13 protein-coding genes are annotated in these 13085 nt (G+C 61.9%); 9 read left to right on the forward strand and 4 right to left on the reverse strand.

Features of this window, described 5'->3' with window-relative positions; genetic code table 11:
• Together VMJ11_RS16885 and polA are read right to left on the reverse strand one after the other, a co-directional pair.
• Nucleotides 1-662, reverse strand: a 662-nt coding sequence (locus VMJ11_RS16885; protein ID WP_325620531.1) for an NAD(P)/FAD-dependent oxidoreductase, incomplete at its 3' end; no start/stop codon positions are given.
• Between the two features lie 248 nt (nt 663-910).
• Nucleotides 911-3712: a DNA polymerase I gene (polA, locus tag VMJ11_RS16890; protein ID WP_325620543.1), complete on the reverse strand. Its 2802-nt coding sequence runs from the start codon at nt 3710-3712 to the stop codon at nt 911-913.
• A gap of 1 nt (nt 3713) precedes the next feature.
• Between polA and VMJ11_RS16895 the strand changes: the two genes are divergently transcribed.
• Nucleotides 3714-4475: a TIGR00730 family Rossman fold protein gene (locus VMJ11_RS16895; protein WP_325620532.1), complete on the forward strand. Its 762-nt coding sequence runs from the start codon at nt 3714-3716 to the stop codon at nt 4473-4475.
• Between the two features lie 157 nt (nt 4476-4632).
• On the opposite strand, the gene VMJ11_RS16900 is transcribed toward VMJ11_RS16895, so the two are convergent.
• A complete protein-coding gene (locus VMJ11_RS16900) occupies nt 4633-5577 on the reverse strand; it encodes a transcriptional regulator GcvA (protein ID WP_325620533.1) in 945 nt (314 codons plus the stop codon).
• 99 nt (nt 5578-5676) lie between these two features.
• Between VMJ11_RS16900 and VMJ11_RS16905 the strand changes: the two genes are divergently transcribed.
• Both VMJ11_RS16905 and VMJ11_RS16910 read left to right on the forward strand, forming a co-directional pair.
• Entirely contained in the window at nt 5677-6282 is a 606-nt protein-coding gene (locus VMJ11_RS16905; protein WP_325620534.1) for a chromate transporter, read from the forward strand.
• Nucleotides 6279-6806 carry a chromate transporter gene (locus VMJ11_RS16910; RefSeq protein ID WP_325620535.1) on the forward strand — a complete coding sequence of 176 codons (528 nt, stop codon included), beginning with the start codon at nt 6279-6281 and terminating at the stop codon, nt 6804-6806. The genes VMJ11_RS16905 and VMJ11_RS16910 overlap by 4 nt, the downstream gene beginning before the upstream one ends.
• A gap of 141 nt (nt 6807-6947) precedes the next feature.
• Here the strand turns inward: VMJ11_RS16910 and VMJ11_RS16915 are convergent, their stop codons facing one another.
• On the reverse strand, nt 6948-8444 hold the full coding sequence (locus tag VMJ11_RS16915; RefSeq protein WP_414694415.1) for an AMP nucleosidase: 1497 nt from the start codon (nt 8442-8444) through the stop codon (nt 6948-6950).
• A 293-nt stretch (nt 8445-8737) separates the two neighbouring features.
• Here VMJ11_RS16915 and VMJ11_RS16920 point away from each other — a divergent pair, with 293 nt between their 5' ends.
• The 6 genes from VMJ11_RS16920 to VMJ11_RS16945 all read left to right on the forward strand — a co-directional run bounded on the left by VMJ11_RS16920 (nt 8738) and on the right by VMJ11_RS16945 (nt 12884).
• Nucleotides 8738-9145 carry a hypothetical protein gene (locus tag VMJ11_RS16920; RefSeq protein ID WP_325620537.1) on the forward strand — a complete coding sequence of 136 codons (408 nt, stop codon included), beginning with the start codon at nt 8738-8740 and terminating at the stop codon, nt 9143-9145.
• 180 nt (nt 9146-9325) lie between these two features.
• The gene (locus VMJ11_RS16925) at nt 9326-10339 is read left to right on the forward strand and encodes a homoserine kinase (RefSeq protein WP_325620538.1); all 1014 of its coding nucleotides are present in this window, start codon (nt 9326-9328) and stop codon (nt 10337-10339) included.
• On the forward strand, nt 10326-11117 hold the full coding sequence (locus VMJ11_RS16930; RefSeq protein WP_325620539.1) for a BPSS1780 family membrane protein: 792 nt from the start codon (nt 10326-10328) through the stop codon (nt 11115-11117). The genes VMJ11_RS16925 and VMJ11_RS16930 overlap by 14 nt, the downstream gene beginning before the upstream one ends.
• Nucleotides 11118-11145: 28 nt before the next feature.
• Nucleotides 11146-11301 (forward strand): hypothetical protein, encoded by a 156-nt coding sequence (locus VMJ11_RS16935; RefSeq protein WP_325620540.1) that lies wholly within the window; start codon nt 11146-11148, stop codon nt 11299-11301.
• Between the two features lie 160 nt (nt 11302-11461).
• Complete coding sequence (locus VMJ11_RS16940; RefSeq protein WP_325620541.1) at nt 11462-11692, forward strand: hypothetical protein; 231 nt, start codon at nt 11462-11464, stop codon at nt 11690-11692.
• 463 nt (nt 11693-12155) lie between these two features.
• Nucleotides 12156-12884, forward strand: a complete 729-nt coding sequence (locus VMJ11_RS16945; RefSeq protein WP_325620542.1) for a hypothetical protein — start codon at nt 12156-12158, stop codon at nt 12882-12884.
• Nucleotides 12885-13085 lie beyond the last annotated feature (201 nt).

The following is a 13085-nucleotide window of genomic DNA, read 5'->3' on the forward strand; positions in this document are numbered from 1 at the left end:
CGCGGATCCAGCTTGTGCAACCCATACGCGGAAAGCACCTGCGCGGTATTGCGCAATTCGGCGGAAAGCTCGACGCCCGTTGCCCCCGCTCCGATGATCGCCACCTGCACGCGCGGCTCCGCGCCGCCAGTCGAGCCCTGCGCGACCGCCGCTTCGGGCGCCTGATGTTCAGCGCGCATGCACGCTGCGATCAGACGCTTGCGAAAGCGCTCGGCCTGCTCGACGGTATCGAGTGCAATGGAATTCTCGGCCGCGCCCGGCACGCCGAAAAAGTGTGTAGTGCTGCCAATCGAGAGCACGAGCGTGTCGTATTCGAGCACGCGTTCGGGCAGCATCTCGGCGCCGTCCTCGTCCAGCACGCGTCCGAGCGTAATGCGTTTGGCCGCGCGGTCGAGACCGACCAGTTCGCCCTGCTGGAACTCGAAGCCATGCCAGCGCGCCTGCGCCGCATATTCGAGCTGATGCGTGAACGGGTCCATGCTGCCCGCTGCCACTTCGTGCAGGAGCGGTTTCCAGATGTGCGTCGGGTTGCGGTCGACCAGCGTGACCGATGCGGCCTGCGGCCTGCCCCGCTTTGCCCGCGCTTCGCCGTACCGGTCGCCGAGCCGCGTTGCCAGCTCCAGCCCGCCTGCGCCTCCTCCCACAACGATAAAGCGATGCATAGACTCTCCGTGCATGTCGAAAGGCGATAGAAAGGCCGATGCCCCTGCAACATCACCAGCAAGGCATCGGCCCTCAGTTCATTGTCGGCTGACGGAGCACGCGGCGGCAACCCTCGCCGTGCGCATGCGCGACATCTCGCACGCGAGGCTTGCGTAATGTCGCGCGCACCGTTACGGCTTCGAAGTCGTCATCGGCCTGGCAGAGCCTGATTGCGCATACGATGCACCTCAGCGCACCTCAGTGCTCTTTAGTGCGCTTCTTCCCAGTTCTCGCCCACGCCCACTTCGGCGACGAGCGGCACCTTGAGCTGCGCCACCGAGCACATCAGCTCGGGCAAGCGCTTGCGCACTTCGGCAAGCTCGCTGTCCGGCACTTCGAGCACGAGTTCATCGTGCACCTGCATGATCATCTTCGTGCCGATCTTGCGTTCGTCGAGCCACTTCTGCACCGCGATCATCGAGAGCTTGATGAGATCCGCAGCCGTACCCTGCATCGGCGCGTTGATGGCGGCGCGCTCGGCCGCCTGGCGGCGCGGGCCGTTGCCGCCGTTGATCTCGGGCAGCCAGAGACGGCGGCCGAACACGGTCTCGACGTAGCCGCGCGATTTCGCGTCCATGCGCGTCTCGTCCATGTAGCGCGCAACGCCGGGATAACGCGCGAAATAGCGGTCGATATAGAGCTTCGCCGCGTCGCGCGTGATGCCGAGATTCGACGCGAGCCCGAACGCGCTCATGCCATAGATCAGCCCGAAGTTGATGACCTTCGCAATGCGGCGCTGGTCCGCGCTCACTTCGATCGGCGTCACGCCGAACACCTCGGAAGCCGTTGCGCGGTGAATGTCGTCGCCGCGTGCGAACGCCGCGAGCAGCGACTCGTCGCCCGAGATATGCGCCATGATGCGCAGTTCGATCTGCGAATAGTCAGCAGAAACGAGCTTGTGGCCCGGCGGTGCGATGAACGCCTCACGAATACGCCGACCTTCGCCCGTGCGCACCGGAATGTTCTGCAGATTGGGATCGTTCGACGCAAGACGCCCCGTGACCGCCACGGCCTGCGCGTAGTTCGTATGCACGCGGCCCGTTTGCGCGTTGACCATGCGCGGCAGCTTGTCGGTGTAAGTCGATTTGAGCTTGGCAAGACCGCGATGTTCGAGCAGCAGCTTCGGCAGCGGGTAGTCTTCGGCAAGCTTTTGAAGCACTTCTTCGTCGGTGGAAGGCGCGCCGCTTGGCGTCTTCTTCACAACCGGCAATTGCAGCTGCTCGAAGAAGATCTGGCCGATCTGCTTCGGAGAACCAAGATTGAATTCGCCGCCCGCGAGCGCGTACGCTTGCTGTTCGAGCTCGATGAGCCGCACGGCGATCTGCGCGCTCTGCTTCTCCAGCCGCTCGGTGTCGATCAGCACGCCGTTACGCTCCATCTTGCGCAGCACGCGCGAGGTGGGCATCTCGATATTGCGATACACGTAATCGAGGCCCTTCTCCGGCGCGATCTGCGGATAGAGCGCACGATGCAGTTGCAGCGTGACATCGGCGTCTTCGGCGGCATATTCGGCGGCCGCGTCGAGCGCCACCTCGTCGAAGCCGATCTGTTGCGCGCCCTTGCCCGCCACCTCCTCGTACTTGATCGTCTTGATGCCGAGATGGCGCAGCGCGAGACTGTCCATGTCGTGACTGCGATGCGACTCGAGCACGTACGATTCGAGCAGCGTGTCGTGCTCCACGCCGTTCAGCTCGATGCCGTAATTCGCGAGCACCTGCTCGTCGTACTTCATGTGCTGGCCGACTTTCTTGTGCTTGACGCTCTCAAGCCAGGGCTTGACGCGCGCGAGCACTTCATCGAGCGGCAGTTGTTCCGGCGCATCCGGACCACGATGCGCGAGCGGCAAATAAGCGGCCACGCCCGGCTCCGTCGAAAACGACATGCCCACCAGCTTCGCGACCATCGGATCGAGCGAAGTGGTCTCGGTGTCGAACGCGGTGAGTTCGGCGGCTTCGATCTTCTTGAGCCATGTGTCGAACTGCGGCCATGTCTGGATCGTTTCGTAATGGCGCGGCGCGTCGACAAAGAGCGCGGGTTGCACGTTCGCGTCTTTCGCGGGCGCATCGCCCGTTGTTGCCGCCGGCACCATTTGGCTCTGCTGCGCCGCCTCGTTGACTTCGCGCAGCCATGTCTTGAAGCCGTGGCGCGCGAAGATGTCGCGCAGTTCTTCGCGCGCCTCGGGGCGCGTCGCGAGCGATGCTTTGATCGAATCGATATGCGGCGCGAGATCGCAGCCTGTTTCGACCGTGACGAGCTTCTTCGCCATCGGCAGGAAGTCGAGCGCTTCACGCAGATAGCCGCCCACGGCGCCCTTGATTTCATCCACATGCTCGATCACACCATCGAGCGAGCCGTATTGCGTGAGCCACTTCACCGCCGTTTTCGGGCCGCACTTGTTCACGCCCGGCACGTTGTCGACGGTATCGCCGATCAGTGAGAGATAATCGATGATGCGCTCGGGCGGAACGCCAAACTTCGCAACCACGCCCTCGCGATCGAGCGTTTCATTCGTCATCGTATTGATGAGCGTGACTCGGTCGGTCACGAGCTGCGCGAGGTCCTTGTCGCCCGTGGAAACGATGACCTTCATGCCGAGCGTTTCGGCCTGGCGCGCAAGCGTGCCGATCACGTCGTCGGCCTCGACGCCCTCGACCATCAGGAGCGGCCAGCCGAGCGCGCGCACGGCCACGTGGATGGGCTCGATTTGTGCTGCAAGGGGCTCAGGCATGGAAGGGCGGTTCGCCTTGTACTCGGGATACCAGTCGTCGCGGAACGTCTTGCCCTTCGCGTCGAACACGCACGCGCTATACTCTGCCGTAACCTCCTTGCGCATACGACGCAGCATGTTGATGATCCCGTATAGCGCCCCTGTCGGTTCGCCGTCAGGACCGCGCAAGTCAGGCATCGCATGGTAGGCCCGATAGAGATAGCTAGAACCGTCGACCAGCAACAGGGTCTTTCCTTCCAGCTCAGTATGTAGGTTGGTTTCCACGCGAAGTTCTTCAGGCATTATGGACAAGAGAAAAGTGATTCCGAGTCTGCGTTCGCTCGCAGATCAAGAGCGCGCAACGGCCAAGAAGGCGCGCGCATCGTGGCAAATGTTCACGATTATGGCAGAGTTTATCGAGGCGACCGAGTACCTGTCCGAGATCCGGCCGGCGGTCAGCATCTATGGCTCGGCCCGTCTGAAACCGGACTCGAAGTACTACCAGTTGGCCACGACGATCGCGCGAAAAGTGTCGGACGCGGGCTTCGCCGTGATCTCCGGCGGCGGCCCCGGCATCATGGAAGCCGCCAACCAGGGCGCGCATGCGGGCAAATCGCCTTCGGTTGGCCTGAACATCGAGTTGCCCCACGAGCAGTCGGGCAACCAGTGGCAGGACATCTCGCTGCGCTTTCGCCATTTCTTCACACGCAAGGTCACCTTCGTCAAGAATTCCGACGCTGTGATCGTCATGCCCGGCGGCTTCGGTACACTCGACGAACTGGCCGAAGTGCTCACGCTCATTCAGACGAAGAAATCGCGTCACGTGCCCATCATTCTGGTGGGCGCCGAGTTCTGGAGCGGGCTGCTCGACTGGTTCCGCACGGCGCTCGTGCCAATGGGTCTCATCAACCCCGAAGACATGGACTTGATGCAGGTGATCGACGACCCCGACCAGGTGCTCGAAGCCGTCCTCAAGTTCTACGAAGATGCGGGCGAGGAGCCCGAGAAGGAGCACCCGGCGCGCCGCGACATCGATTCCGACGAAGACCGGATGTTCTACCTCTGATGTTTCGTCCGGGACGCGTTTGCCCGACGCACGTTCGTTCGGGGCGCGTATGCCCGGGCGGCGCTTTCACGGGGCGCGCATCTCGCTCCGGGCGCAGTGTGCGGATGGCCTGCTCACAGGCCTGTGTATGGCTTGCGCCCCGAGCACACGATTCCCCTCACGCTTTCTCCTGGCTACCGGGCGCACCGAACGCACCCGTTGCACCCGATACGCCGTGCGGCGCCCGCTCCCTCGCCTGTTCCTCCAGCCAGTTGCAGAATTGCGCGACGAGCGGCGCCTGTGCCACTTCGCGGCGCGCCACCCACCAGTAGCCACGCGCATCGAGATGCGGCCCCGCGAGCGGCGTCACGAGACGCCCGGACGCAAGCTCGTCATCCAGCAGCGGAAGTGGGCCGAGCGCGACACCGAGTCCATCCACCGCGGCCTGCAAGGCCAGATAAAAGTGGTCGAATGACTGCTTCTTCCTGCATTTGGCTTTCACGCCGGCCGCCGCGAGCCAGCTGCGCCACGCATCGGGCCGGGTATCCGAATGCAGCAGTACGTGGCGCGCGAGATCGCTGGCCTGATGGATAGGCGCGCGCTTGAGTAGAACCGGGCTGCACACCGGCAATTCCATCTCGTCGAGAAAATGACCGGACTCGCAGTCGGGCCAGTGCGCGGGCCCGCGCCGCACGGCCACGTCGAAGCCTTCCAGCGTCTCGACCGGCGCGTTCGAGGTGGACAGGCGCAACTCCACGTTCGGAGCGAGACGCTGAAACTGCGAGAGCCGCGGCAACAGCCACTTCATCGCGAACGTGGGCAGCGCGTTCACGCGCAGCACGTGAACCACGCCCGTATCGCGCAATTGCCCGGTTGCGCGCGCGATGTCGTTGAACGCCGCCTGGATGGCTGCGAGGTAGCGCCGCCCGTCCTCGGTCAGCGCGACCCGTTTGCCGTGCCGATGAAACACCTGCACGCCGACCCACGCCTCGAGCGCCGCAACCTGCCGGCTGATGGCACCGTGGGTCACATTGAGTTCGCCTGCGGCGGCGGAGAAGCTGTTGTGCCGCGCGGCGGCTTCGAACGCGCGCAACGCGGGAAAGGGAGGAAGCAAGCGTGTCATGCTTGTGAGTGTAGATCACAAGAGCTCGCCGTAAAAATCGTTTTGCGACGCACGCGTTTCGGCTTAACCTCGGGGCTTGCCTCAGAGGTCAAAATTCCCATGAAACCCGCCATCTCACCGCCCGCCTCGGCCGACCCCGGCACGGACGCCGGCCTCGTCACACCCACCGTCCGCGACCTGTTCCTCGGCTTTCTCGGCCTCGGCTTCACGTCGTTCGGCGGCGCGCTGCCTTTGGCGCGGCGCACCATCGTCGACCAGCGCCGCTGGCTCACCGCCAGCGAGTTCACCGACCTGCTCGGCCTGTGCCAATTTCTGCCGGGCGGCAACGTCATCAATCTCTCGGTCGCGCTCGGCATGCGCTTTCAGGGCTGGCGCGGCGCGCTCGCGGGCATTCTGGGTCTGATCGCAGGTCCGTCTCTCGTCGTGATCGGGTTGGGTGTCATCTATGAGCGCACGCAAAGCGATCCGCATATCCGGCATCTGTTCGTGGGGCTTGCCGCCGCGGCGGCCGGCCTGCTGATCTCGATGGCCTTGAAGATCGTGCTGCCCCTGCGGCGGGAACCGCCAGCGGCGGTCGTCGCCGCGCTCGGCTTTCTCGCCATCGCCGTGCTGCGCACGCCGCTCTTGCCCACCATGCTCGTGCTCACGCCCATTGGCATTGCGCTTGCGGCTCGCGCGGTGCGCAACCAGGGAGACTCGCGATGAACGCCACACTCGTTGCGCTCGCCACGATCTTCAGCCAGCTCTCGCTGCTCGCGTTCGGCGGGGGCAACACCATCCTGCCCGAGATGCAGCGCCAGGTGGTGGAGGTGCATCACTGGATGCCCGCAAGCGAGTTCAGCGCGCTCTTCGCGCTCGCGCAGGCCGCCCCCGGCCCGAACATGATGATCGTGACGCTGGTGGGTTGGCACGTGGCCGGCTGGGCGGGCATGCTCGTGACATCGATCGCGAAGTTCGGGCCGTCGTCGCTCGTCACGATCGCCGTGCTGCACGCGTGGGACCGCTTCAAGGACCGCCCGTGGCGACGCATCGCGCAAAAGGGCCTCGTGCCGGTGACGGCCGGTCTCGTGGCCGCGAGCGCCGTGCTGATCGCCAGGGCGTCCGATCCTTCGTGGATTGCGTGGGCGATTACCGGCGTGTGCGCCGCGCTCGCGTTTCGCACGAAAATCCATCCGCTGTGGCTGCTTGGCGCGGGGAGTTTGATCGGGCTGACCGGGTTTGGGCAGTGATATGACGGCGTGCGGCGCTACGCTTGCTCGATGGTTGCCATACACGCCCGTGCGCTGCGATTGAACACGCCGAACATCTCGTCGATGCCGATGGCCGTGACAAAAAACGGCGACCTGCAGCAGCGCACGGGGCGAACTGCTCTACTGGAACGCCACTTCCGCAAAGCTGCGCAGCTTACGGCTATGCAGCTTATGCAGCCCGTTCGTGCGCAGAATCTCCATCGCCTTCACGCCGATCTGCAAATGCTGGTCGACCTGCGCGCGATAAAACGAATCGGCCATGCCAGGCAGCTTAAGTTCGCCATGCAGCGGCTTGTCCGAAACGCACAGCAAGGTGCCATACGGCACGCGGAAGCGAAAGCCGTTCGCGGCGATCGTCGCGCTTTCCATGTCGAGCGCGATCGCGCGGCTTTGCGAGAGACGCAGCACCGGCTCGCGATGATCGCGTAGCTCCCAGTTGCGGTTGTCGACGCTCGCCACCGTGCCCGTGCGCATCACGCGCTTGAGCTCCGCGCCGTCGAGCTTCGTGACATCCGCCACCGCGCGCTCCAGCGCGAGTTGCACTTCCGCGAGCGCCGGAATCGGCACCCACAGCGGCAGGTCGGCGTCGAGCACGTGATCCTCGCGCACATAGCCGTGAGCGAGCACGTAGTCGCCAAGGCGCTGCGTGTTGCGCAAGCCCGCGCAGTGCCCGAGCATGATCCACGCATGCGGACGCAGCACGGCGATGTGATCGGTGATCGTCTTCGCGTTCGACGGCCCCACGCCGATGTTGATCATCGTGATGCCGCTGCCGTCGGCGCGCTTCAGGTGGTACGCCGGCATCTGCGGCAGACGCGCGGGCGCCGTGCCCTCGTCGTCCTGCTCGCCGAGATTCGCGTTGTAGGTGACCACGTCGCCGGGCTCGACGAACGACGTGTATTCGCTGCGGTAGTTGCGCAGGTCGGCGTCGTCGGTGTGGGCCATCATCGCGCGACCGAGCTTCACGAACTCGTCGATATAGAACTGATAGTTCGTGTAGAGCACGTAGTTCTGCACATGCGTGGGCGAGGTGGCCGTGTAGTGCTTGAGCCGATGCAGCGAAAAATCCACGCGCGGCGCGGTGAAGAGCGCGAGCGGATGCGGCTCGCCAGGCGCCGGTTCGTAGGTGCCGTTGACGATGCGGTCGTCGAGTTGCGCGAGATCGGGCGTGTCGAACACGTCGCGCATCGCGAACAGACGTTCCCGGTCGAGATCGCCTTCGAGGTGAATGCCTTCGGCGAACGCGAAGTGCACGGGAATCGGCTGGTCCGATACACCCACTTCGATCGCCACGTGGTGGTTCTTCGCGAGCAAGCGCAATTGCTCGCGATAGTAATTGCCGAAGAGGTCGGGCCGCGTGACGGTGGTCTCGAACACGCCGGGGCCGGCCACGAAACCATACGAGCGGCGCGAGTCGATATGCGTGTTGACTTCCGTGCGGATGCGCACGAACGGGTAGCAGGCGCGCACGCGCCGGGCGAACGCCTCGCCGCGGCGATAGCGCGCGAACGCGTCGCGCAGGAACGACGTGTTCGCTTCGTAGATGCTGGACAGGCGCGCCACGGCGTCGGCGGCGTCTTCGAAAGATTCGTCCGGGAAATCGTGCGCCGGTGTCATGAGGGGCCGCAGGTAGGTATCGTTGTTCATCTTCGTTCGCCTCTCTGTTTGGTGGAACCACATTACCACGGAAGGTGCGTTTTTCAGACGACGGCCCCCGCCGCGCCCAGGGCTTTTGCACGAGCGCGCACGCGATCAGCGCGAACGCCACGCGCCGCCCGCTCCGCACGGGCCGCAGCACTTGTGCGACATGGGGCGCAGCGGCCGGATTTGCTAGAATTGGGCCATTCCAGCCTTGCATGGGACCAGAGCCACGCGCTGAAGAGCCGGCTGTGGTCGACAGGAGAATCACAATGAAGTCGCACCTTCTTGCCGCCGTCGCGGTAACGCTCGCTTTTAGCGGAGTTGCCATGGCTACGCCGGCCGACGACGCAAAGACCGCCGTCGAAGCGCAGTCCACGCAGTCGGAGAACGAACGCGCCGGCCTGCCCGACCTGGCTGCGATCAACAACCAGCCGGCCGCGCACGTCACCTCGAAGGTCGACATCAACGACGTGCCGCGCACGCCGAGTTTTCACGAAGTGAGCCGCAACGGCACCGAAATCACCGAATACCGCGACAAGGGCAAGCCCGTCGAAATCAACGTGCATTCGAATTTCGGCACGCGCTACACGATGAGCGCCTCGCCGGACACTTCACCGCAAGTACATTCAAGCGGCCAGCCGAGCACGCGTCTGCCCTCGATCAACCTGCATTACTGATCCATTTGCCCGCGCGCACGCCAATACCTGGTGCGCTGGCGTGCGCGACAATGCCCACATGCGCGGCCCCGAAGCCAGGGCCGCGGCCCTGGCGCCTGAGCCGGCCGCCCTCGCGGGACCCACGAGCAGCACGACACGGCGTTTGCCGATCGACTCCCACAAATTAACCGACCTTCTTGCATGGCCGTCTTCACCGCTGTCACCGACAATCAGCTTGCCCATTGGCTGCGCGACTACGATCTCGGCGAGGTCGTCGACTTCCGCGGCATTCAGTCCGGCATTGAAAACAGCAATTTCTTCCTGACGACGACGCGCGGCGAATACGTCCTGACGATCTTCGAAAAGCTCACGGCCACGCAACTGCCGTTCTATCTCGACCTGATGCGGCACCTGGCCTCGCACCGCGTGCCGGTGCCCGACCCCATGCCGCGCAAGGACGGCTCGCTGTTCGGCCTCCTGCACGGCAAGCCCGCGGCGATCGTCACGAAGCTCGAAGGCGTGCCCGAACTCAAGCCCGGCGTGGAGCACTGCGCGGAAGTCGGCCAGATGCTCGCGCGCATGCATCTCGCGGGCCGCGACTATCATGGCGACCAGCCGAATCTGCGCAGCCTCGCCTGGTGGGAAGAAACGGTGCCGACGGTGCTGCCGTTCCTCGACGAAGCGCAGCGCACGCTGCTCACGAGTGAACTCGACCATCAGCGCGCGTTCTTCGCATCGGCCGACTACGCGGCGCTGCCGGGCGGTGCGTGCCACTGCGACCTGTTCCGCGACAACGTGCTGTTCGCCCACGCGCATCCGGCCCCGGGTCACGAGGTGCGGCTCGGCGGCTTCTTCGACTTCTATTTCGCCGGCTGCGACAAATGGCTCTTCGACGTGGCCGTGACGGTGAACGACTGGTGCGTCGACCTCGCGACCGGCAAGCTCGATGTGACGCGCGCCGAAGCGCTGCTACGCGCCTATCAGACCGTGCGCCCGTTCACGCCCGAAGAAATGCGTCACTGGTTGGACATGCTGCGTGCGGGTGCCTACCGCTTCTGGGTCTCGCGCCTGTATGATTTCCACCTGCCGCGCTCGGCCGAACTGCTCAAGCCTCACGATCCCGGCCACTTCGAGCGTATCCTGCGCGAGCGCATCGCCGGCAGCGCCTCGGGCTCCCATTACGCCTTGCCCCATCGCCCACATGCAACTCATTGAAGTCCCCGCGAAGACGGGCTATGTCTGGTTCCGCCAGGGTATCTGGCTATTCCGCCGCAATCCGCTCGCGTTCCTCACGCTGTTCTTCGCTTATCTGCTGGCGATGACGCTGATCTCCGCGATCCCCGTGATCGGCGGCGTGCTGCCGTTGCTGTTCGTGCCCGGCGTGGCAGTCGGCTTCATGGCGGCGTGCCGCGACACGATCGCGGGCAAGCCCGTGTTCCCGACCATCCTGATCGATGGCTTTCGCTCGTACGGCAGCGCTGTGACGAAACACCTGCTGGTACTTGGCGCGATTTATGTGGTGGCGATGATACTGGTGCTCGCAGCATCGGCGTTCGTGGACGGCGGCGCGCTGCTGCGCTTGATGACGCTCGGCGGCTCGCTCGACGCCGACACGCTGGAAAATACCAACTTGCCGCTCGCGGTGCTCGCCTCGCTGCTCTGCTACGTGCCCGTGTCGATGCTGTTCTGGTTCGCGCCCGTGCTCACGGCGTGGCACGAAGTGCCCCCGGTGAAGGCCATGTTCTTCAGTATCGTGAGCTGCTGGCGCAACAAGGGCGCATTCGTGGTGTACGGCGCGCTGTGGTTCGCGGTGTCGACGGTCGTCTCGATCGGCTTCTCGATGCTCCTGCGCGCGCTCGGCGCTGGCGACTATACGGTGGCGATCCTGATGCCGGCACTCATCATCGTGACGACGATGCTCTACTGCTCGTTTTACGCGACCTATCGCGGCTGCTTCGGCGTGCAGGAAAAGGATACGACAACTTTATCCTGACTTTTCAACAACTTAGGAAGACCATCGGGTGAAGGTCATCAACCGTTTAGCGTTGCTTTCACTCACAGTACCGACATCGTTTGCACCACAATTGCACCGTTCCCATGATCTGTTTAACGAACAAAAATCAAGAAAAACAAAGGGTTATGTAAACCGGATGCAACCAGCAGTGCAACAAGGATGATACAGGAAGCCGGGGCGGGATCAATACCATCCTTCGGTGCAAATTTGGGCATTGCCGACGGTGTGAACTTTACCTGTTCAGCACGCAACAACGCCCCCCCCCCCCGTTCACTCCTCGTGAGTACCATTGCCCTGCCTACCGCACTGCATAGACACCTCGTGTGAAAACTGTCCTCATCGTCGGCCAAGACATCTACACCACCCAGCACAAGATCGACACGTTCATCTATTCGGTGCAGAGTCATTTTCAAAGCAACCCGGGGGCATGGTTTCACTGTGGCTGTCTGACCTTCCGCGGCAAGGTCGAAGGGTATTCCGGCCCCCTATCCGAGAAGAACGTGCTGGATCAGGCCGGAATCCTATCCAGCGGGCAAATTTTTACGTTCGCGTGAGGCTGTCGCGGTCATCATCACCATCGAGATCATTGACGGCGACAGGCGCGGGGTATCGAAAAGCTGAAGGCAGCCGGTGGCTATAAAGGTCGAAAGCCCAACGGTCAGTGAAACGCTGCCATCATGCAGATGCTACGACGTGGAGATTCCTGGAACACAGTGATCGCTGCTACGGGTGCATCTCGCTCTACGTTGTCACGGCTGGATAAGCAGATCAAGGAGGAATCTACCGCCGAGGTGGCTTCATAACCTTGCTTCGGGAATTAACTCGGCCAATAATGTCCTATACCTTGTCGCATAAGGCTGAAGGTCGAAAAATCCTTGACGTTCGCCTCCAAGACTTGTAGACGAAGAGATGTTTCCGGATTGCTCTATCGGGAAATTGCCTTCCGGCGTTATCAGCGGTATAAATGAGGGTCGAGTAAAACAATCAGTCAGAACCAACCACAAGAGCGGGGTAGTCTTGGAAACCACATTGTTTAGTATCGCGGCATTTATTGTTTCAGCAATATTAACATCTCTATATTTTAATAATAAACTCAAAAACATTGTTGCCCAAGCGGATTCTCAATTGCTGAAGGTGAGGGAACTGGAAAAGCAATTGCATCTCAAAGATGCCGATACATTAAGGATAAAAAATGAAATCGAGATCGCGCATCATAATGATCTGCGTAACGCGCGAGAAGAGGCCAAGCAGGAAGGAATTGAGATTGGCAAGGGTAATAGTGAAAAAGACCATCTCATAAAAATAACAGAATTAAGATCTAACCATCAAGGCGAATTGGCACAACTTAAAGTCAACTATCAAAGTGAGTTGGAACAGCAAAAACGAAATGCTGCCGAAGAAGCAAGGCAGTTACTTCGTGCTGAAATTGCCACGCAAACCAAGATGTTTAGTGTAGCCATATCCCCCTACGTCAAAATGGTAACAGATAAGGGGGTTATTTGGAATGACTACAAGGCTATTGCGGGGTATCAATATCAGCTTTTGATTAATGGTATTCCGGCATTCGAACCTCATGTGGTCAAAATTCAGGAAACAGAAATAAAAGAAGTTACCGAGGAAGCGAAGAAGAGATTTTTTGACATCGCAGATAAGGCTGTTGATGCAGCCGTATCGACTTATCTGCCTGGCGCCACCACCGATCTTTTTAAGCGGGGTCAAAAAATTTTCAAAGATGAGAAGATATAAGCTCTTTACTCGAAGTGGCTCTATATTTCGGCGACCCGGAAAGCCCTAGTAAGCTCTCCACCTGAAGTGACTCTATCTTTCGGCGACCCGAAAAGCCCTAGCAGACAAGGGTCTGGCGGCTCAGGTTTCTTTTCCATCCAAAACATACATTTGCACCGCGCGCAGGAAATTCCGCGGGCTAAGTATTAAAAGAAAAAAGGC

The organism is Paraburkholderia sp., assembly GCF_035501035.1.
Lineage (GTDB): Bacteria > Pseudomonadota > Gammaproteobacteria > Burkholderiales > Burkholderiaceae > Paraburkholderia.